Consider the following 20,031-nt stretch of genomic DNA (forward strand, 5'->3'; position numbering starts at 1 on the left):
GCAGGCCTTTTTCATTTCTCAGGGCTTATACCCTGTCCGGGCCCGGTAGGTGCTTTCAACGAATAATGGACTGACCTCCAGGCCAGGACGCGACCTCCCCCACAATTCGTCCTCATCCATATACAGACCGTATTCGGGAAGTACAGGAATTCGCTGGCTGCTCTTGTTGCTGCGCCGTAGTGCAATGCGGTTTTCGATATTGAAATTCTTTAACCCCACCACCTCTGTAGGCTGCTCACCCGCCAAAAAGAACAGGGGTAGGTTGGCGTGCAACATGGCGTCGTAGCGAGAGCGATGACTGAAAAACACATTGACTCTTGGGTGAGGCGCTACCTTCTCGACCTTTACCAGCCGGGCATGATCGGCCAGATTGAAGATCACCCTCAAGGCCGCGCCTGCTGGTGTCCCTTCAATATCGCTCCCCTCACGCTGTGCCTGTAGCTGAGCCAGCTTCTCCAGCCGACGTCTCACCTCCCCCACGGGTACTCGCTTGGTCTTGCCGGTATGGCCTGCCCAGGTAAAGCTCAACAGCCGCGGTGTCGCATCAAAGGCCTGTATATGACGTGTTAGTTGTTTAAGGCTGATACTCGCTCCCAGGGCCTCTCTTACCAAACGGGTACGCGCCGTCTCAGCCAGTCCCTGCTTCAGCCTTACACGCTCAATAGCAGCCTCTACAGCCCCTTTCATTTGATTGACCTGTCGTATCGGCTCCAGCATTGATTCGCTCAGCAGAAACCAGCCTGGCAAACGCCTGACTGTTCCCGGAGCCTGATCGGCTTCCCGTTCGAACTGCTGAAGTACTGCTTGGCTGAGTTCAATGGCCTGCCTACCTCGCACGGACACGGGAGTAATCGCTTTCGGTGCAGCTTGCTCAGTGAGTGTCGGCAATGACCACACCTCACCTGAAACCACACAGGTAGACCATCGCGAATTCAAATCGGCGACAGCCTGCTTAAGGTGCATATAAGCAGTTTCGATACTTTCAGGCATTTCTTTTAATACCACTCCCCATATATACCTCATATTAACATCTGTTTATCGTGGTTACTTTACCTATACCCTGGAATTAGAGCTTTTAAAGTCAATATGAGGTATCTGCAAGCTTAATCGTATAAATTCCTGTATGGAGTGGTATTATTACGAGTATAATAGGTGCAAGTGATTCCCTTCCTGATAGACAAACGTGCTGAAGTCATGGCTCTTTCAAACAGTATGGATTGTCTCGACTGTGCAGGCCGAAGCATGGGCCTGTGTAATCAATAATCCCAGGACCGTTTATTAATATTGTCAGCTTGAGGTAGAACGCGACTTCTATAGGAGGTTCTACCCTCTCATTTCACCCACGTTCTGTCTTCTGTACAGACTCATGAGCTTCGCTCAGCACTGTAAACAAATCGCTTTACCCATAAAAATACACTTTAATGGGTTAAAAGACGGTTATTTAAGGTTAAAGAACGGTTAAGGGCTGTGGATATAACTGCTAACTTATTGATATATAAGGGTTTTATTGGGTATGCGGAAACGTCAACATGACGTTTATATACGTCAACATGAGGTATGTGCCTGTCAACATGACGTATAGATGCGTCATGTTGACGTATATCGTACCCTAAAGTCCTTCTTAACAACGTAACCCATTGATTTTTAAACACTTTTTTAATATTCAATACCTAAGTCATTATGAGGTATAGATACGTCATAATGACGTATCATATGTCATTATGAGGTATGGTTTTCCATAAGTTACTGATATTTAAGTACTTTATTCCGTTGCCCAATCGGTCTGACAGACTATTTTGAGGCCATCAAACAAGGGTGATCCCTCCTTTTTTGGTGATAACTCCCTAATTTTTAAGCGGTTTTTAACTTTTCCCTAGGCTTGCAGTACCTTCGCTCCATTTACTTAGCCAATACAAAGCCAATGTCAAAATGAGGTATTTTTGCATAAGCCATTGATTTTTAAGGACTTTTTATAGAATTGACGTAGAGTAAGTAGTCATTTGCTTAAAATGTCGCCATTATCTCCAGCGCATACTTGTCAAGCCATGCCCTTTCGCTGCTTAAAAGCTACCTCATCCTGACATGCAGTTTGGAAAACCTCCGGTTTCAGCAGAAAAACTACCTCATCCTGACATTTTCGCCGTCTTTTACTCTTACAAGATCCTAAAATGGGTTCTCGACCGCTATAAAACCCCTGAATTAGATGATTTAGCGGCATGAATCGGTGTTAATAGGCATACAGAATAAAACACTTAATAAAAAAACGGAGCCACTAGGCTCCGTTTTTCGAGAGTTTTACGTTATTCGCTCTTTAGTAAGGGCCTGTTGTTTCGGACTACCCTTACAATATTGTCTTTGCCTATATCCCATTCCTTGAGAAAATCGATGTTCTTTAACTCATCGAGTGCGTCCCGCAACATCTGTTTGAACTTTGCCTCTGTCTTGGCTTTGGATCCACATGATTCCCGGATGGTTTCTACCTTAATGCCATAGGGCTCGCGATGGGTACCATAGAAGCCATGTAACCACTTAGCCAGCGGACGTAGTTCCAGGCGTGACTGCCAATCGAGACGTGTTGTATACACATCGGCTGCAAAGAGAATAGCCATTTCTGGCTCAATTTCGACATGCCACGTGTCGCTCAAATCACCTTCTTCTGTTGTGTACTCAAAACGCCGCAATAGAGAGACGCCCACCCCTTTACCCAGGCGGGTCGATTCGATACGAACAGACGTCGCTTTGAGGCGCTCCAATACATTCAGGAGCTTTTGGGTGTAGTCTTTCCCTCTCGGCCAGCGCAATTCCTTCTTCATTTCCGAAGGGCGGAAACTCACTCGGTTGCCAAGCTTCTCTGTACGAGCCATATGGACAACCTGCAGCCAGACATCCATATCGTCTTCCTGACGAAGTTCCTGGCCGGTGTAGTAGATTCTTGCGTTACCGTAACAGTGCAATTCACGCCCATTGATGAACTCGCGGGCTTGGTTTCGGTTACCAACCGTAAACAGCGCACTACGCAGCATTTCATTGGGCGCACTGCGTAAATCATCTGCCCATAATGGCAGTTGATTGACCTTTTCCTCGATTACCTTTTCAGCGCGCTGTTGTATGCGAGTAAGTGCTGTTTCTCGGGGGGGCCTGCCTTTACGCTCCGTTTTTTCAGGAGCGGCTGGCTCTTTCTCATCACTCACGAGGTTCTGCTCCCTGTTCAGCCAGATTACTGATCAGAGCTCTTAGCTCTTTGAGTTGGTCATCACTAAATGTTTTGCGGTCCAGCTCAAATATCACCCTGTCCTTCTTGGTGGAAACGCGTGCGACCTTTCGCTCACCAATAACGATATCTTCACTGGGCGTCGAAGCCTTGGGTGCAGAGACTGATTTGGTCAGCAAGTCTTCACGAATACGTTTGGCCAGCCCAGCTTGTGCCAGTTTTCCGTTGGCCAGATCTCTAAGGGCCTTGTTCAAGGCAGACTCATAATCAAGACCTGCTGCCTGAACTTCCTTAATAACAGGTTTCAACGCATCTACTGCGTTCGCGCCCAGCATTTTGGGGTTGGCCTTGAGCATATTAAGGCTCGACTCTGGCAGAGCGCCAAAAGCCATGATGCGGTAGAGCTGAGATTTGCTGATATCCAGTTTGCGCTGCAAATCATTGACTTGAGTGAACGAGGTGCGCATTCGGGTAATAGCATGGTACTTCTCAAAGTCCGAGAGGTCCTTGCGGTGTATATTTTCGAACAGACTGCGCAGTGCGCTTTCGAAATCATCGACGACTTCTACCAGGGCATCGATATATTTCTTGCCAAGCTTTTTGTGAGCACGTAGTCGGCACTCTCCGGCAATTAGCTCATAGCGCTCACCAGCGATTCGAACGTTGATTGGACTTAACAGCCCTTCCTCTTCAATCGATAATGCCAGCTCTTCAATATATTCCTCGTCAAAAACCAGGCGAGGTTGATAGGGGTTAGCGTCAACCAGATCGACAGGAATCGAGCGCGGTACTCGATGGGACTTTAAATTCTCTACCTGTTGAACCGCCGAATGACGAGATATCTGGCTGACCAAGCCCTGAGCGAGAATGGAGCCCAACTTTTGCTTGGGTGCGTTTTGTGAGGAGGTCGATTTCTTTTCCATAATATGCTCTTACGCTGCGGTCTCTTTGTCGATGTACTTGGCCAATTCCTTGTACTGCTTAGCCACCTTGTTCGTTGAGTCGAACATCCGCAGGGAGGTTTGAACGGTTGATGACTGGTTGATCTTCGTTGTTGTTCCTATCTTTACTGGAACAAGCTTTCCAAATAGGCCCATCGCTTTTTGCTCGATGTTCTGACAGACCAGCTGACGATCATCATGACGAATCAGCAGTGCGCCTAAGTTGATCAATGTCGGGTTGATCCGCGTGATCTGCTGAACTCGTTTGGTCAGATCAGCGAGGCCGTACAAGCCATAAGGCGATCCTGACTCTACGGGAATCAATAAATGGGTCGCCGCGGCCAATGCATTGGAAGTCAGAAGCCTAAGGCTAGGCGGGCAATCAATGATGATGTAATCCGCTTTACCCAGTAGAGGCTGAAGCCGGTCCCGTAATACTTCATTAGGGCGAGGCTCCATGCGTAGTGCATCGTCTGCATTATCCAGAGCCATGCTTCCATAGATAAGTGCAACACCATCGATCCTGGTTTCGTCATGAACAAAGTAGGTGAGTGGTAGCTCAGGATTCGTCAGTAATTCGGCTGTTGTATAATTTATCTCAGCAGGGTGAGACATCCCGATATGTTGACTTGCGTTAGCCTGGGGATCCATGTCTACGACACAAACCAATTTTCCCATTTGTGCTAAGTTATCTGCCAAATTGATACAGGTTGTCGTCTTGCCAACTCCGCCTTTGTGGTTGGCGATAGCGATTACAACTGTTTTCTTCTCTTCTTTCTGCACAGCCGATCCACTCCGGGCCATTTTCCATCCTCTTCGTTGAGGCCATGTGTTGGAGTAATCGTAACAGACAAACATACTGCTTTTAACGGTTATTTGGCTTTGGTCAGGATGTTTTAGGCCTATATCTCATTAAGAGTCCCTAGTAGGGAAAATACTGAGGTCAGGTAAGACTGGATGTCTAGAAAAGTCCCTAGTAGGGATTTAATGTCATAGGAAGCTACGACCTGCTATTTGCGTTTTATTAATTCTTTTAAAGTCTATTTATACGATAGAGCGATATGCCTAATTATTAAGTCCCTACTAGGGAATCTACTGAGCGTGACTCAGCGGATATGGATAGCTGTTCTATCGAAAGGGTAACCAAATAACTTTCCAAAGGAATGCTTTTTCTTGCTTAATCTTATTGAAACTCGCAAGCGGCATGCCTTTTTGGACACGAGCAGGTAAGCTAGGGTAGACGTAGTAACCTAGGATAAATAAGGATGCGCTGAAAGACGTGGCGTAGCCGCTGTGTTAAAGCAGATATGGCTTAGGGAGGTAAAACTATAAAAAAACGCCCTGCAGGCGTTCTTTTATAAGAGGATATGAGGTAACTACACACCTCATACTGACATAGCATTAGCGAGTCCGACTGTTACGTCTGGAGTTCAGTCGCTCAGACCAGTTTCCCAGGTCTTGTAGGGAAACATTGTCATTCCAAGCGTTTAGGGAGAATCCCTTATTGGTAAGCTCTCTTCTTACTTTACATAAGTAAAGACGCAGCGCACGCCGATTGGCGTAAAACAAGGGCACCAGTCGTTCTGACCTGTATACGATGCGACCCGATTCGTCGGATGCAGTAAAGGTCATGAAACCGAGAGTTGTTTTGGGTGTGAAATGACAGACAAGGGGCGCTAACCCTGCGCAAATCATTTCCTGAGCCTGCTCATGATGAGGCACTACCATATCGCTTACCGTCCTTGTGATATGTGAGAACCACTAGACACTTTCGATGGGGTTAAGTTCCTGCTTCTTATAAACCATAGACCAGGATCATCAGTATTGACAGGCAGAGCAGGTCGCGGGGGATTAAAGGTCGGAGCATGACGTCATTGCTTGGGGCTGTCATACGGTCTTACCCAAAAGAAATCGAGCTTTCAGCCGATAAATGATTCAACAAACCTAACTGCATAAGTGTGTAGATCCAAGATGACTCTGACAGAACTGCGCTATATCGTAACGCTTGCCCAAGAACAGCATTTTGGCCGTGCCGCTGAGCGCTGCCACGTCAGCCAGCCAACGCTGTCAGTAGGCGTCAAGAAGCTTGAAGACGAGCTTGGTATTCTGATTTTTGAACGCAGCAAAACCAATGTTCGCCTTACACCTACCGGCGAAAGCATTATTGTTCAGGCGCAAAAAGTCCTGGAGCAGGCGCAAGGTATTCGTGATCTTGCCAAGGCCGGTAAAAATCAACTGAGTGCACCACTTAAAGTGGGTGCTATTTATACGGTAGGCCCGTATCTCTACCCTCATTTGATTCCGCAGCTGAATCGTGTTGCGCCAGAAATGCCCCTCTATATAGAGGAAAACTTTACACCGGTTTTGCGTGACAAGCTGAGAACAGGCGAGCTGGATGCAATCATCGTTGCGTTGCCTTTTAGCGAAGCGGATGTACTGACCAAGCCGCTTTACGATGAGCCGTTCTATGTGATGATGCCGGCGAAGCACCCCTGGACAGAGCTCAAAACCATCGAAAATGCAAAACTGGACGAAATGAGCCTCCTGCTGTTAGGGGAGGGGCATTGTTTCCGAGAACAGGTGTTGGAAGCGTGCCCAACGATCAAGAAACCAGGTGTGGAGTCCAAGCATACCCAGGTCGAGTCCTCATCTCTGGAGACGATTCGTCATATGGTTGCCTCGGGCTTAGGCGTGTCGGTGCTTCCCCTCTCTGCCTTGGAAAGCCACCATTACGCACCGGGAATGATCGAGATTCGACCATTCAGCGCTCCCGTGCCTTTTAGAACAATTGCAATTGCATGGCGTGCAAGTTTTCCACGTCCCCAGGCCATTGATGTGCTTGCCGATTCTATCCGGCTATGCTCGGTCAATAGGGACTAACAACGACGCTCGCGTAGCCTGTTTCTCCCACAGGCTACCGCTATTTCAGCCTGCGGGAGCCTGGGGTCTTGCGCCTAAACGCTACCTGCTAATTCTTATAGACAGACCTTTTACTTTTGTCTGATCAAGCGGTGGGGTCGTAAATTCTACTAATCTAGGTGGCTGAGCTAGGTCTTGCCCAAGCGAACCGTGCAGCCAATAAAAAGATTGAGGCGGCTTGTATCAAGTAGTGAAATTAACCTGAAGTATTAGGCCCTCCGTGGTGCTGCCTAAAGGGGAGAGTTATCCGTGATACTTAACGGTATGGCGGATAGGGTATAGCCATGATGTAGCAGCGGACATCAAGCGGGGCACTAAGTGGAATGGCCCATGTTCCACCACAGGACTGTTCTTACCTTTAAGACGCCGCGATTAAATACGACCGGAAACAAACAGGCCGATCTCTTTACCGGCTAGCTATTCGCTTGGTAGCCCCATCGTTGTTGACATCGCATGCTTAGGTCAGAATGACGTATCAGCCTTCTCTTATAGGTTTGGATAAATAACCACTTTAGAGAAGCAGGTTAAAGGACATGCGACTCTTATGCTGTAGATGGACCAAATCCGTTCATATTCAAAAAGATAACGATGTTCTGACCCTCAAAAGCGGAAGGTAAAGTGGTTTGTCTGGATATGTTTCACTTTTCTAGGTGTCAGGATGAGGTATCGCCCGAATGAAAAAGCCCATGCTCGGGCTGTTTTAAAAAAATTACTGCATTTTCAATTTCTTCACTCAAGGCAGTAAAGACGTGGGCTCTGGTCAGCGTATGGCCAAACCGGACGTGTTGTACATTACAGAAATGAGCCTGTGATACCACCTGAATGACCAATGTCAGGATGAGGTATAAAGGATAACGCTAGATGGAGTGCAGTTATCTAGCCCTTTCTAGTTGGATCTAGATAACCTAGACGTTGACCCTCAGCTCATCTGACTTAATCTGTACTCTTGGCTCAGGGCACGGTACATAGTGATTTCCTGGCGTATGCGTTCTGTGATCTGCTCAGGTGACAGCGAGACAGGAGACATCAGCATTTGGCTTTGAAACGTACTGAGCTTATGAGTACTTTGCAGAAGTGCCATGCTTTAAATGGCGGGACGGATAGGGCGGAGGAGGGCCTTGCGCGGCTCATGCTTAAGGAGCAGCTCAGGAGCAATTCATGACTGATATCTTTACGCTGGAAGCCTGTGCCTTTAATGCCTGGCCTGCACAAAAGACGGTTTTTCACGAGGGGTGGGTGCTGCGTCTGGCAGGCGGCTATACCAAGCGCGCTAATTCCGCCAATGCCTGGCAGCCAACGGCCTCGTTCGATAGCGTACGCTCCTATATCGAGTTGCTGTACCGCCGGCAGGGTTTGCCTGTCATCTTTCGATTGACGCCTCTGGCAGGTGATGCGCCGGGCAGGCAGCTCGAAGCGGCGGGTTATGAGCGGGTCGACCCTACCGAGGTGATGACGCTGGGCTTAGGTAATCTAAAAGAGAGCCAGGGTACGGTCACGCTTGAATCCTTGCGTACACAGGCCTGGGGTAACGGCTTTGCCTTGCTCAGCGGCCTGGATGCGCCCCGTCGCCAACACCATGATACCTTGCTGGACGCTATCGTCTGGCCTGTGGCCTACGCGACGGTTTACAGAGAAGGGCAGCCTGTTGGCTATGGCTTGGCAGTGGCGGAAGGTGACTGGGTGGGCCTGTTTGATCTGGTGGTAGCGCCAGCCTGGCGTGGGCGTGGTCTCGGGCGTCAGTTGGTTAGCGCACTGTTAGCGTGGGGAAAGCGCCAAGGTGCCCGACAGGCATACCTGCAGGTAACAGACTCAAACACCTCTGCAATAGGCCTTTACCACTCGCTCGGCTTTGAGCGTCGCTATGGCTACCACTACCGTGTTTTGATGTGAAATGGCAACGTTCCTGAACCTGTGTGGTCGTTTTTAACATGACATCACACAACAGGAAACCCTATGCGTTTACAACCTTCCCGACTTAAGAACGGCATTCTTCTCATGGCTGCGGTGGGCATGGGCGTGTCGCTGGCGGCCTGCAGCAACCGGTCGCCGGAAAAGAGGCCCTTGTCCGAACTGGCGATAAGCGGGGCTAAAAGCTCGGTACGTAATGATGCGGACATGCAAAAAGTACTGAATCAGTACGCCCGCTTCGATCCGAAAGCCATCGAGAAGATCACTCCGACTGAGGCGCGTCAGCAGCCAACCATTGCAGATGCGGTAAAGGCGGTGCTTGAAAAGGAAGGGCGCGACAGTGCGCCTGAAGCACTGGTACCCGGGGTCAAGAGCGTGGATACCAGCGTATCCGGCGCCGCAGGTACATTACCGGCTCGCGTGTATACTCCTGAAGGCAAGGGGCCTTTTCCAGTCATCCTGTACTTCCACGGTGGCGGCTGGGTGTATGCGGATCGCAATGTTTATGACGCAGGTGCACGTGGGCTCGCGAAGCAGGCCAATGCTATCGTGGTTTCGGTCGACTACCATCTTGCGCCCGAGCATAAATTCCCGGCTGCCCATGATGATGCCATCGCAGCCTACCGTTGGGTGATCCAGAATGCCGGCTCGCTGGGTGGTGATCCCAAGCGCCTGGCACTGGCGGGCGAAAGCGCCGGTGGTAATTTGGCTGTTGCAACGGCCATTGCCGCAAAGAAGGCCGGCCTGACGGCGCCCAAGCATATTCTGTCGGTTTACCCGGTGGCCCAGACCAACACCCACACCGAATCCTATGACAAGTACGCCGATGCGATGCCGCTCAATCGACCCATGATGCTGTGGTTCGTGGCCCAGGCTACGAAGTCTCCGGTCGACCTGAACGACCCACGTATCGACTTGGTCCATGCCGACCTGAAAGGCTTGCCGCCAGTCACAATTATCAATGCCGAGGTGGATCCGTTGCGGGATGACGGCGCCCAGTTAGAGACTGCCCTGCGCAATGCGGACGTAGCGGTAGATCGTCAGTTATATTCAGGGGTTACGCACGAGTTCTTTGGTACGGCAGCGGTCGTTGAGAAGGCCAGACAGGCTCAGCAGTATGCAGGCGAGCAGTTGAAGGCGGACCTTACGCGTTAATTAAAATCCTACGGACAGGCGCCATGCTGCGCTTGTCCGTAGAATGCCTAGCGGGCCATGTTCAAAATAGCTGCCGGAATCTGGTCCAGAGGCAGTTCACGCTCCACGGCCCCCAACTTGAAAGCCTCCTTGGGCATTCCATAAACCACACAGCTCTGCTCATCCTGGCCCAATGTCTTGGCGCCTGCTTCACGCATTTCCCTAAGACCTCGTGCCCCGTCGTCTCCCATACCGGTCATGATGATACCTAGGGCATTCTTGCCGGCGCAGCGCGCCGTTGAACGGAACAGGACATCAACAGAAGGGCGGTGACGGCTTACTGGCGGGCCGTCGACGATCTCTACCTGATACTGCGCGCCATTGCGCTTGAGCAGCATGTGCCGTCCGCCGGGTGCGATCAAGGCGCGACCGGGAATGACGCGATCACCATGCTGGGCCTCGCGTACTTCGATCTGACAGAGTCCGTTCAGGCGCTCGGCGAAGGCGGCCGTAAAGCGCTCGGGCATATGCTGAACGATGACGATGCCTGGACACACCCGTGGCAGGGCGGTCAGAACCACTTCCAGCGCCTGAGTGCCGCCAGTAGAGGTGCCAATGCTGACCACTGTATCGGTCGTGCGGGTCATCGCCTGGCCCGGCGGCAGGATGACATCTGCGCTGAGTTTCGGCGGCGGGCTGGCCGGTGGCGCGGACGTTGCGATACGGCGAACGTTGGCGCGGGCCGCTGCCTTGACCGCGGAAATCAACTCCTGGCTACTTTCTACCAGAAACTGTCGGAGCCCAGCCTGTGGCTTGGTGACAAAGCTGACCGCGCCGGATGAGAGAGCCTGCATGGTGGTCGCGGCACCTTTTTCCGTCAGCGTCGAGCAGATCACAACCGGAGTAGGGCGCTCGGCCATGATCTTCTTGAGAAAGGTAATGCCGTCCATGCGGGGCATTTCCACATCAAGGACGATGACATCCGGCCATTGCTTATTCATCTTGTCCATGGCGAAAAGCGGATCAGCCGCCACGCCAATCACTTCGATGGCACTGTCGGCAGACAGCGTCGTGGATAACACCTGACGCACCACGGCGGAGTCGTCGACGATCAGTACTTTAATGCTAGTCATAGGCGATCTCTTTGCCGTGGTGGAGCCTGTACAGGAGGCGATTGCTCAAGCTTGACCTCCCCATCCCAAATGGAAAAGCTAAGGCGTCGATGACCGATCCCCTCCACATGGCTGGCGCTACAAACCAGTCCGTGTGCCTGTAGAAGGCGCTTAGCCGCCTTGACGTTCTGCAAGCCTATGTGGTCCTTTTCATTACGTGCGATTCCTGGAAACATGTTGCCGCCACCGAAGACACGCAAAGTAAACTCCGATGGTTGTGTACCTGACATCTGGATAGCCTGGAGCAGTAGCGCCAGCGCCTCGTCACCGTAGTGACCATCGAGTCGGTCCGATACCTTGTGCCCCTTGCTGCGAGTAGGCAGTAGGTAATGGCACATCCCGCCCAGCTGGCGCTGGGGATGCCAGAACACCAGCGCCACACAGGAGCCTAGCAACGTTCGGATGCGTGTATCAGCACCCCCGAAATGCAGCTCCCCAGGCTTAAGATAAACATCTTTAATCTTGGTTGGCTCAGGCATGAGGCTTCTGATAGATAGAGGGTCTAACCATCTTGAGCGCTTCAGTGATGCCATTGAGGCTTTCTGAATGGCTTACCATGAAATAACCTCCTGGACGTAAATGGTTTACAAGACGTTGGACCACTTGGCGCTTGGTGTCGTTGTCAAAGTAAATCATTACATTTCGCAAAAAGATCACTTCAAACTGACCAACATCAGGCAGGGTGGTATTGAGATTGATCTGTCGAAAGGTAATGCGTGCCGTCAGATTTGGATCAATCAGGAATGTCCCTTCATTTTGACCAATACCCTTGAAGCAGTGTTTGTGCAGTAATGCTTTTGGAATACCTTCGGCATCTTCCAAGGGGTATTGGCCCCGACGCGCTTTTTCCAGCACCCGGGTACTGATATCAGATGCAACGATTTCCCACGGGCGGGTGCCGAGCGTATCAGCCAGAGTTAACGCCAGGGTATAAGGTTCCTCACCGGTCGAGCACGCTCCACTCCAGATACGAACGGACGCGCGGTCACGTATCTCTGGTAGTACAACGGTACGGAGGAACTCAAAATGCTTGGGCTCACGGAAAAAATAGGTTTCATTAGTGGTGAGTAAGTCAACCGCTATTTGAAACTCGCTCCGATCGCGCATCAGGACGTCAAAGTAGGCTCCATAACTGGGAAGGCCCCGCTGACGAACCCGCTTGGCCAGCCGTCCGCTGACCAGGGGCTTTTTGGAGTCTGCCATGCTGATCCCGGCAGCATCGTAAATCATTCCACGAAACTTGCGGAAATCGCTGTCTGAAAGAGCAAGGTTATCCATCGTCATGGCATTTACCGTCAGTTCTGGCTGGCCAGGTAATCAATATCCTCAGCATTGAGGACTTGGTCGATATTGAGCAGGATTACAAAACCATTTTCGCGCTTGGCCATGCCGAGAATGAAGTCGGTACGGACATGGGTGCCAAAGCGCGGCGCTGGTTCAATGGCATCGGCACTGATTTCCAGTACTTCGTTAACGGCATCTACTACGATGCCAAAGATCTGATGTCGACCTTCGACACTTAGCTCCAGCATCACAATGCAACTGCGCCGGTTTACCTCGGTAGGCGCACCACCAAAGTGCACCCCAAGATCGAAAACAGGTACTGCTGCACCACGCAGATTAATTACGCCGCGAATGCTACGAGGCATCATGGGCATGGCTGTAATCGGGCCATACTCGATAATTTCACGTACACACGTCGTGCTGACCGCAAACATCTCTGCATTCAATGAGAAGGTCAGGTATTGCTGTGGCTGCTCGATAGCAGCCACGCGGTTAGCCTTTAGAACACTCATGGGCGTTAATCCTTGAAGCGTACAAAACCGGCCGGTACGCCAGCCAATTGACCGGCGGCAGGACTGTAGTCACGCGCTGGCGTTGCTGCCTTGCGAGTCGGTACAGCCGCTGGTGGCTGGCTGCGCGGAGCTTCACTGGGAGAGACACTCCCGTTGTGAGCCAGGGTAAAGAACTCCATCAGCTGTTGGAGTTGTTCGGCCTGACCACTCATTTCTTCGGAGGTCGCAGCCAGCTCTTCCGAGGCAGAAGCGTTCTGCTGAGTGATTTGGCTCAATTGGCTCATCGCCGTGTTGATCTGGCCTACACCTGAGGTTTGCTCTTCAGATGCGGCCGCAATCTCCTGTACCAGATCAGACGTCTTGCCGATCGAGGGTACGATTTCGTCCAGCAACGTACCGGCACGCTCGGCCAAGGCAACGCTTGTCTTGGCTACATTGCCAATTTCCTGGGCTGCAATCTGGCTACGCTCGGCCAGCTTGCGTACTTCAGCTGCCACTACCGCAAAGCCCTTGCCATGCTCACCGGCACGTGCCGCTTCGATCGCCGCGTTCAAGGCTAACAGGTTGGTCTGATAGGCGATGTCGTCCACGATGCCAATCTTGTCGGCAATAGTCTTCATGGCTGCGACTGTGTCTTTCACGGCCTTGCCACCTTCGGCTGCTTCCTGGGCGGCCTTGCTGGCCATGCCGTCGGTAACCTTGGCGTTCTCGGTATTCTGGCCGATAGAGGCAGACATCTGCTCCATGGACGCGCTGGTTTCCTCAACCGATGCGGCCTGTTCAGAAGACGCTTGACTCATGCTTTGTGCTGTAGCGGAAACCTGCTCTGAGGCACTGGACAGCGCATCGGCAGAGCCCCGCACTTCACTGATAATATAAGCCAGTTTGTCTGTCATGCCTTTGATAGCCGCAAGCATGCTGGTGGTATCACCAGGTTTGGTCACAACATTGACGCTCAGGTCACCTGCAGCAACGCGGCTAACGACTTCAGCAGCATAGGCCGGTTCGCCACCCAGTTGCTTGATAAGGCTGCGAGCGATGATGAAGCCTAGGATCATGGCAATGATAACGGCTGCAATGCCGATGCTGATCATGAGCAGGCGCGCCGACTCGAAAGACTCAGTCGCCTGGACTCCCGCCCTGCTCATTTCATCCTTCATGTACTGATTGAGTGCCGTGAGGGTGTCAACGAAGGCGTTATTGGTTGGAGTAAATTCGTCCAATAGGAAATGAACAGCTTGGTTCTGATCCGATTCAACTAACTTAAAAAATTGCGCATATTTACCTTGTAGTGCATCTCGAGCAGCAATAGCAGCCTTGATACGCTTGATGCCTTCTTCCGAGTAAACGCTCTTTTCGAGACGACTGATGACCTCCGCATTTGCGCTACGGTACTTATTAATCCGATCGACATACTCAGAACGCTTGCTTAAATCATCATTAAGCAAAATATTGCGGAGCAATCGGCCATTATTCAGTGTGTTCTGAATAAGCTCGTTGGTCATTTCCGTTTTTGGGAAACGATCCAAAGACATGGTATCTGCAGACTTCTTCATGGCCGCCATGTTAACGACGCCCACTAGAATCACGATGACAAGTAGAGCGACGACTGTGCCAAAGCCCAAGGCAAGCTTGGTAGTAACGCGCATGTTTCTAAACATGGCTATGACTCCGAAAGGTTACAACGAGCGCTGCGGAAGCGCTGCACGCGCGCTGCCGAAGGCCATAGCGGTTTCTGGGGTTTTGACGAGTCCTGCGATTTCGCTGATGGACAGCACTTGGCTGACGTTCAGCAGGACCACGAACTCGTCCTTGATCTTGGTAATGCCCTGAATGAAGTCAGTCCGGATGCGGCTGCCGAAAGCCGGAGTCGGACGGACATGTTCAAGAGGTATTTCAAGCACTTCACTTACAGCATCAACCACCACGCCAATGACCTGGGGTTGATCGTCATCTACAGTCTCGAGGATGACGACGCAGGTCCGCGATGTAACAGCCGTACGAGTGCCTCCGAACCGTGCTTCCAGATCAATGACTGGCACGACGGCGCCGCGCAGGTTGATTACTCCGCAGATAAATGCTGGCATCAGCGGAACGACAGTAAGCTGGCCGTATTCAATAATCTCCCGTACGCACAGCGTATCCACGGCAAAGGTCTCACCGTTTACTACAAAGGTCAGGTGTTGACGCTCGGCTTCACCGTTTGAAGAGAGCAACGCAGTAGTCACATCGGTACTCATGTCTTATTCCTCGAACCGGACGAATCCTTCCGGTGACGAGCCTGTACGAAGTGGACGTTGCGCCATGACCCGCTCCCTGCTATGGCTCGGCTTGCTAGAAACCGGCCTTACATGATCAATGGCGCGCTGCAGATCGGCCGCGGCACGATGGGCTGAGAAGAAGTTCATCAGTTGCTGCAGTTTTTCTGCTTGGCTACTCATTTCTTCGGCCGTTGCCGCCAATTCTTCAGAGGCTGAAGCATTTTGTTGCGTAATTTGATTGAGCTGACCCATTGCGGAGTTGATTTGGCCTACACCTGAGGTTTGCTCTTCGGATGCAGCAGCGATTTCCTGTACCAGGTCGGAAGTCTTGGTAATCGACGGAACGATCTGATCCAGCAGCGTGCCTGCCCGCTCGGCCAAGGCAACGCTGCCCTTGGCCACGTTGCCGATTTCCTGAGCGGCAACCTGACTACGCTCGGCCAGCTTGCGCACCTCAGCAGCGACTACCGCAAAGCCCTTGCCATGCTCACCGGCACGTGCAGCTTCAATCGCCGCGTTCAAGGCCAGCAGGTTGGTCTGGTAGGCAATGTCGTCCACAATGCCGATCTTCTCGGCAATGCTTTGCATAGCAGAAGTGGTTTCACGAACCGCCTGACCACCCTCAACGGCTTCTTTAGCAGCCTTGCTGGCCATGCCGTCAGTCACCTTGGCGTTCTCGGTGTTCTGGGCAATGGAAGCAGACATCTGCTCCATGGACGCGCTGGTCTCTTCAACCGATGCCGCTTGCTCAGAGGACGCCTGGCTCATGCTTTGCGCCGTAGCTGAAATTTCTTCTGACGCACTGGCCAATGCATCGGCCGAATCACGCACATCCATGATGATCTGGGACAGCTTGCTGACGGTGCTGTTGACCGATTGCTTGAGTTCCAAGAGCTGACCTTGGTAATCGCCTTGAATCGTACGGCCTAGGTCGCCGTTTGACAGCGCTCCCATAACGTCCATGGCTTCGCTTAGTGGTGCAACGATGGCGTCCAATGTGCCATTGACGCCTTCGATGATCCGGCGGAAGTCACCCTGGTGCTGGGAAGCGTCGGCTCGCTCATCGAGCTGACCGGCTATTGCCGCCTGACTGAGTTGCTGGGTATCGGTAATCAGTGCCTTGATGTTGGCACGTACCTGCTCGATGTTATCGTTAATGAATGCTTTCTTGCCCGGCAGGCGGGCCAGAGGCGCGTCCAGGTTGCCTTCACCAAAGCCTTTTACGCAGGCCATTGCACTACGCTGGTCATCGATATGGCCCTTGACCATATCGTTCACGCCTTGCGCCATTGTGCGGTAGCTACCCTCGAAGCGATCAGCCGGAATGAAGGTATCGGTCTCGCCCTTGTCGTGCTCAGTGGACATGCGATTCATTTCATTGAGTAGGCCGCGTAAGGTTTCCACCATACGGCTCATGGCTGCCATGAGGCTGGTAGAGTCGCCTTTCTTTAGCGCAATCTCGCTAGGCAGGTCACCGGCCGCAACACGATTGGCCATGGCTGCAACGTCGGCGGGTTCGCCACCCAACTGCCGAAGCAGGCTGCGGGTAATGACAAAGCCGATCAGGCCTACGGCTACCAATGTAGCCAGCGCAATCATGATAGAGATAAGCGTGGCAGTTCCTTTCAGGCTTACTGCGGTCGCGGCGCCTTCTTTACCGAGTTGCTCATTGAACCGGACGTGAGCATCAAATGCCTGGCTAACTTTTTCAATGACTTGAAGATTTTCCAAGAGCGTTGATTTAGCTTCCTCAGTACGGTTTTCCCGTGACAAGGGCAGCACCTTGCTCTCTAGTTCTTTTAGGCCTTTCAACGCTTCCCGGTCGTTAGCCAGCAACTGGCGGTCCTGATCGTTTGACAGTAGGGTTTCATAGTGCTTCAAGCCCCGGTCAATATCTGCGCGAATAGACGCCAGTGTCTCATCGACTTGCGCCATTTGAGCCGCGTCAGTGCTTAAGATGTGCACGTAAAAATTCTTGATGGAGCTATCAACGCTTTGGCTAATCTCATTGATCGCCAATAGGCTAGGCACTGTATTGTCATTGCCATAGTTAGCCGCCTGGAATACGCGGCCGATCTGGTACTGACCTGTCCCTGCCAATAGCACAATGCCAAACAGGGCTGAGAACACCAGAAGAAGCATTTTCTTTGAAACAGTCATGATCAGCCTCACAGGTAAGCCTCTGGCCAACCTGGGTTAGATATCTAGATAGAAGGGACGCCTGCGGAAGATGCAGGCGCCCTGTATGATCATCAGCTCTGGAAGCGGATGAAGCCTTCCGGTAACGCTCCAGATGCCGTTGCAGCATGCGGATGAGCCTGAGCTTTAATGCGTACCTGCTCCGTGAATGGACGAGTATGGTCCAACGCACGTTGAAGGTCTGCTGTAGCCGTGTGGCCATTGCTGCTGAAAAAGCTCATCAGACGCTGCAGTTGTTCGGCCTGACTGCTCATTTCTTCGGCTGTAGCGGCCAATTCTTCAGAGGCTGAAGCATTTTGTTGCGTAATTTGGCTCAACTGGCCCATGGCTGCATTGATCTGGCTGACACCTGAACTCTGTTCCTCTGATGCGGCCGCAATCTCTTGAACCAGATCGGAGGTCTTGCCAATCGACGGCACAATTTCGTCCAGCAACGTACCGGCACGTTCGGCAAGGTCTACGCTGCCCTTGGCCACGTTGCCGATTTCCTGAGCTGCAATCTGACTACGCTCGGCCAGCTTGCGCACCTCAGCAGCGACTACCGCAAAGCCCTTGCCATGCTCACCGGCACGTGCCGCTTCGATCGCCGCGTTCAAGGCCAACAGGTTGGTCTGATAGGCGATGTCGTCCACGATGCCAATCTTGTCGGCAATAGTCTTCATGGCTGCGACCGTGTCCTTCACGGCCTTGCCACCTTCGGATGCTTCCTGGGCAGCCTTACTGGCCATACTGTCAGTGACCTTGGCGTTCTCGGTATTCTGGCCGATAGAAGCGGACATCTGCTCCATGGACGCGCTGGTTTCCTCAACCGATGCCGCTTGCTCTGTGGAGGCCTGGCTCATGCACTGGGCAGTTGCTGAAATCTCCTCTGACGCACTAGCCAGTGCATCGGCCGAATCGCGAACGTCCGTGATGATCTGGTTCAGCTTGCCAACGGTGCTGTTAATGGATTGCTTGAGTTCCAAGAGCTGACCTTGGTAATTACCTTGTACCGTGCGGCTGAGGTCACCCTGGGCAAGGCCGGCCATAACACTCATGGCCTCATTAACGGGGCTGACAATCGCATCGAGCGTCCCGTTGATGCCTTCGACGATACGGCGGAAATCACCCTTATGCTGACCAGCATCGGCGCGGGTCGCCAACTGGCCGGCCATGGCTGCACTGCTGAGCGCGCTGGCATCATCTACCAGCCGCTGGATATTGGCCCGTACCTGCTCGATATTGTCGTTGATTACTGCCTTTTTACCTGGGAAGCGTTCCAGCGGTGCAGAAAGATCACCTTCGCCAAAAGCCTGTACACACGCCATGGCCTTGCGTTGCACCTCAAGGTGGCCATCGACCATGGTGTTGATGCCTTCTGCCAGCGCCTGATAGGAGCCGCTAAAACGGGCTGCTTCGATGAAGACGTCGATGTCACCTTTGTCATGAGCACGGGACATGCGCTGCATTTCATTGACCAGCTGCATGATGTTTGCACGTACCTGCTCGATGTTATCGTTGATCACCGCCTTCTTGCCGGGGAAGCGCTCAAGAGAGGCGTCCAGATTGCCCTCGCCAAAGGCTTTTACGCATGCCATGGCTTTCTGCTGGACTTCGAGATGGCTGGACACCATGGTGTTTACGCCTTGCGCCATGGTGCGGTAGCTGCCCTCGAAGCGGTCAGCGGGAATGAAAACATCTATTTCCCCTTTGTCGTGCTCCTTGGACATGTGATTCATCTCGTTGAGCAGATTGCGCAACGTACCTACCATGCGACTCATGGCCGCCATGAGGCTAGTTGTATCGCTTGCCTTGACTACAATGTCATCCGGCAGATCGCCCTTAGCCACGCGATTGGCTACGGCTACGACTTTTTGCAGGCTGCGGATGATGACGAAACCAATAAAGCCGATAGCAAGCAGAGTCACCAGGGCGATAACAATGGATGTAATTGTTGCATTGGTCTTGATGCTGGCTGCCAGCTGAGCACTTTGTTCACCCAGGCGCTGATTGAACTCACGATGAGCACCCAAGGCTTCGGCCAGCTTGGTGAAAACCGGACGGTTAGCCATCAGTACTTCCCTGGCTTGATCCAGTTGTCCCTGCTGGGAGAGCAGAAGCAATTTATCCTGAAGGGTGAACAGGGCACCGATGGTTTCACGGTCCTGCTCCAGCAGACGACGATCCTCATCGTTGGCTAGGAAATTTTCATAGTCTTTCAGAGCGTTTTGGACCTTGTTCTGCAGGTCATGGACTTCTTGAGCCAGCTGCCCTTTCTCAAGGGCATCGTTGCTCTGTAAGTGAAGGAACATAGCTCTTACAGACTTATTGGTAGGATCATTGACCGCTGCGATAGCCAATAAGCTCGGCACTGCGTTCTCGTTGCCGAAGTTTGCTGCCTCGAATACCCGGCTGATCTGGTACTGCGCAGCGCCGGCCAGGACCAAGATGCCTAGTAATGCAGAGACTACCAGCAGCACCATTTTTTTCGTTTCGTTCATGATAGCTGTC

At 52.1% G+C, this 20,031-nt stretch carries 14 protein-coding genes and 3 pseudogenes; 3 read left to right on the forward strand and 14 right to left on the reverse strand.

Annotation, left to right across the window (positions count from 1 at the left end):
* Window positions 1–18: 18 nt before the first annotated feature.
* The 4 genes from B3729_RS21210 to B3729_RS21225 all read right to left on the reverse strand — a co-directional run bounded on the left by B3729_RS21210 (window position 19) and on the right by B3729_RS21225 (window position 4,935).
* Window positions 19–1,023: a DNA replication terminus site-binding protein gene (locus tag B3729_RS21210; protein ID WP_313595665.1), complete on the reverse strand. Its 1,005-nt coding sequence runs from the start codon at window positions 1,021–1,023 to the stop codon at window positions 19–21.
* A 1,277-nt stretch (window positions 1,024–2,300) separates the two neighbouring features.
* Window positions 2,301–3,191, reverse strand: a complete 891-nt coding sequence (gene trfA / locus B3729_RS21215; RefSeq protein WP_010798838.1) for a plasmid replication initiator TrfA — start codon at window positions 3,189–3,191, stop codon at window positions 2,301–2,303.
* The gene (locus B3729_RS21220; protein ID WP_010798839.1) at window positions 3,184–4,134 is read right to left on the reverse strand and encodes a ParB/RepB/Spo0J family partition protein; all 951 of its coding nucleotides are present in this window, start codon (window positions 4,132–4,134) and stop codon (window positions 3,184–3,186) included. The genes trfA and B3729_RS21220 overlap by 8 nt, the downstream gene beginning before the upstream one ends.
* 9 nt (window positions 4,135–4,143) lie before the next feature.
* Window positions 4,144–4,935 (reverse strand): ParA family protein, encoded by a 792-nt coding sequence (locus B3729_RS21225; RefSeq protein WP_026004067.1) that lies wholly within the window; start codon window positions 4,933–4,935, stop codon window positions 4,144–4,146.
* Between the two features lie 1,188 nt (window positions 4,936–6,123).
* Here B3729_RS21225 and B3729_RS21230 point away from each other — a divergent pair.
* From B3729_RS21230 to B3729_RS21240, 3 genes are all read left to right on the forward strand, one after another.
* Window positions 6,124–7,032: a hydrogen peroxide-inducible genes activator gene (locus tag B3729_RS21230; RefSeq protein WP_010798842.1), complete on the forward strand. Its 909-nt coding sequence runs from the start codon at window positions 6,124–6,126 to the stop codon at window positions 7,030–7,032.
* 1,197 nt (window positions 7,033–8,229) lie between these two features.
* Window positions 8,230–8,961, forward strand: a complete 732-nt coding sequence (locus B3729_RS21235; protein ID WP_286788943.1) for a GNAT family N-acetyltransferase — start codon at window positions 8,230–8,232, stop codon at window positions 8,959–8,961.
* A 63-nt stretch (window positions 8,962–9,024) separates the two neighbouring features.
* The gene (locus B3729_RS21240; protein WP_286788944.1) at window positions 9,025–10,134 is read left to right on the forward strand and encodes an alpha/beta hydrolase; all 1,110 of its coding nucleotides are present in this window, start codon (window positions 9,025–9,027) and stop codon (window positions 10,132–10,134) included.
* A 47-nt stretch (window positions 10,135–10,181) separates the two neighbouring features.
* On the opposite strand, the gene B3729_RS21245 is transcribed toward B3729_RS21240, so the two are convergent.
* From B3729_RS21245 to B3729_RS21285, 10 genes and pseudogenes are all read right to left on the reverse strand, one after another.
* Window positions 10,182–11,246, reverse strand: coding sequence for a protein-glutamate methylesterase/protein-glutamine glutaminase (locus B3729_RS21245; RefSeq protein ID WP_010798846.1), 1,065 nt, complete (start codon window positions 11,244–11,246; stop codon window positions 10,182–10,184).
* Window positions 11,243–11,764 carry a chemotaxis protein CheD gene (locus tag B3729_RS21250; RefSeq protein ID WP_010798847.1) on the reverse strand — a complete coding sequence of 174 codons (522 nt, stop codon included), beginning with the start codon at window positions 11,762–11,764 and terminating at the stop codon, window positions 11,243–11,245. Before B3729_RS21250 ends, B3729_RS21245 begins: the two co-directional genes overlap by 4 nt.
* Window positions 11,757–12,569, reverse strand: coding sequence for a CheR family methyltransferase (locus B3729_RS21255; protein ID WP_286788945.1), 813 nt, complete (start codon window positions 12,567–12,569; stop codon window positions 11,757–11,759). Before B3729_RS21255 ends, B3729_RS21250 begins: the two co-directional genes overlap by 8 nt.
* An 11-nt stretch (window positions 12,570–12,580) precedes the next feature.
* Window positions 12,581–13,081, reverse strand: coding sequence for a chemotaxis protein CheW (locus B3729_RS21260; protein WP_197873438.1), 501 nt, complete (start codon window positions 13,079–13,081; stop codon window positions 12,581–12,583).
* A 5-nt stretch (window positions 13,082–13,086) separates the two neighbouring features.
* Window positions 13,087–14,742 (reverse strand): methyl-accepting chemotaxis protein, encoded by a 1,656-nt coding sequence (locus B3729_RS21265; RefSeq protein ID WP_286788946.1) that lies wholly within the window; start codon window positions 14,740–14,742, stop codon window positions 13,087–13,089.
* 18 nt (window positions 14,743–14,760) lie between these two features.
* Complete coding sequence (locus tag B3729_RS21270; RefSeq protein ID WP_286788947.1) at window positions 14,761–15,321, reverse strand: chemotaxis protein CheW; 561 nt, start codon at window positions 15,319–15,321, stop codon at window positions 14,761–14,763.
* A gap of 3 nt (window positions 15,322–15,324) precedes the next feature.
* Window positions 15,325–16,179 (reverse strand): annotated as a pseudogene (locus B3729_RS24900) (methyl-accepting chemotaxis protein); the annotation flags it as partial.
* A 75-nt stretch (window positions 16,180–16,254) separates the two neighbouring features.
* Window positions 16,255–17,502, reverse strand: a pseudogene (locus B3729_RS24905) (MCP four helix bundle domain-containing protein); the annotation flags it as partial.
* 92 nt (window positions 17,503–17,594) lie between these two features.
* Window positions 17,595–18,695 carry a methyl-accepting chemotaxis protein gene (locus B3729_RS21280; RefSeq protein ID WP_409438642.1) on the reverse strand — a complete coding sequence of 367 codons (1,101 nt, stop codon included), beginning with the start codon at window positions 18,693–18,695 and terminating at the stop codon, window positions 17,595–17,597.
* A gap of 51 nt (window positions 18,696–18,746) precedes the next feature.
* Window positions 18,747–20,021 (reverse strand): annotated as a pseudogene (locus B3729_RS21285) (MCP four helix bundle domain-containing protein); the annotation flags it as partial.
* Window positions 20,022–20,031: the final 10 nt, after the last annotated feature.

Origin of the sequence: Pseudomonas sp. UBA3149, from assembly GCF_002364655.1 — a bacterium.
GTDB lineage: Bacteria > Pseudomonadota > Gammaproteobacteria > Pseudomonadales > Pseudomonadaceae > Chryseomonas > Chryseomonas luteola.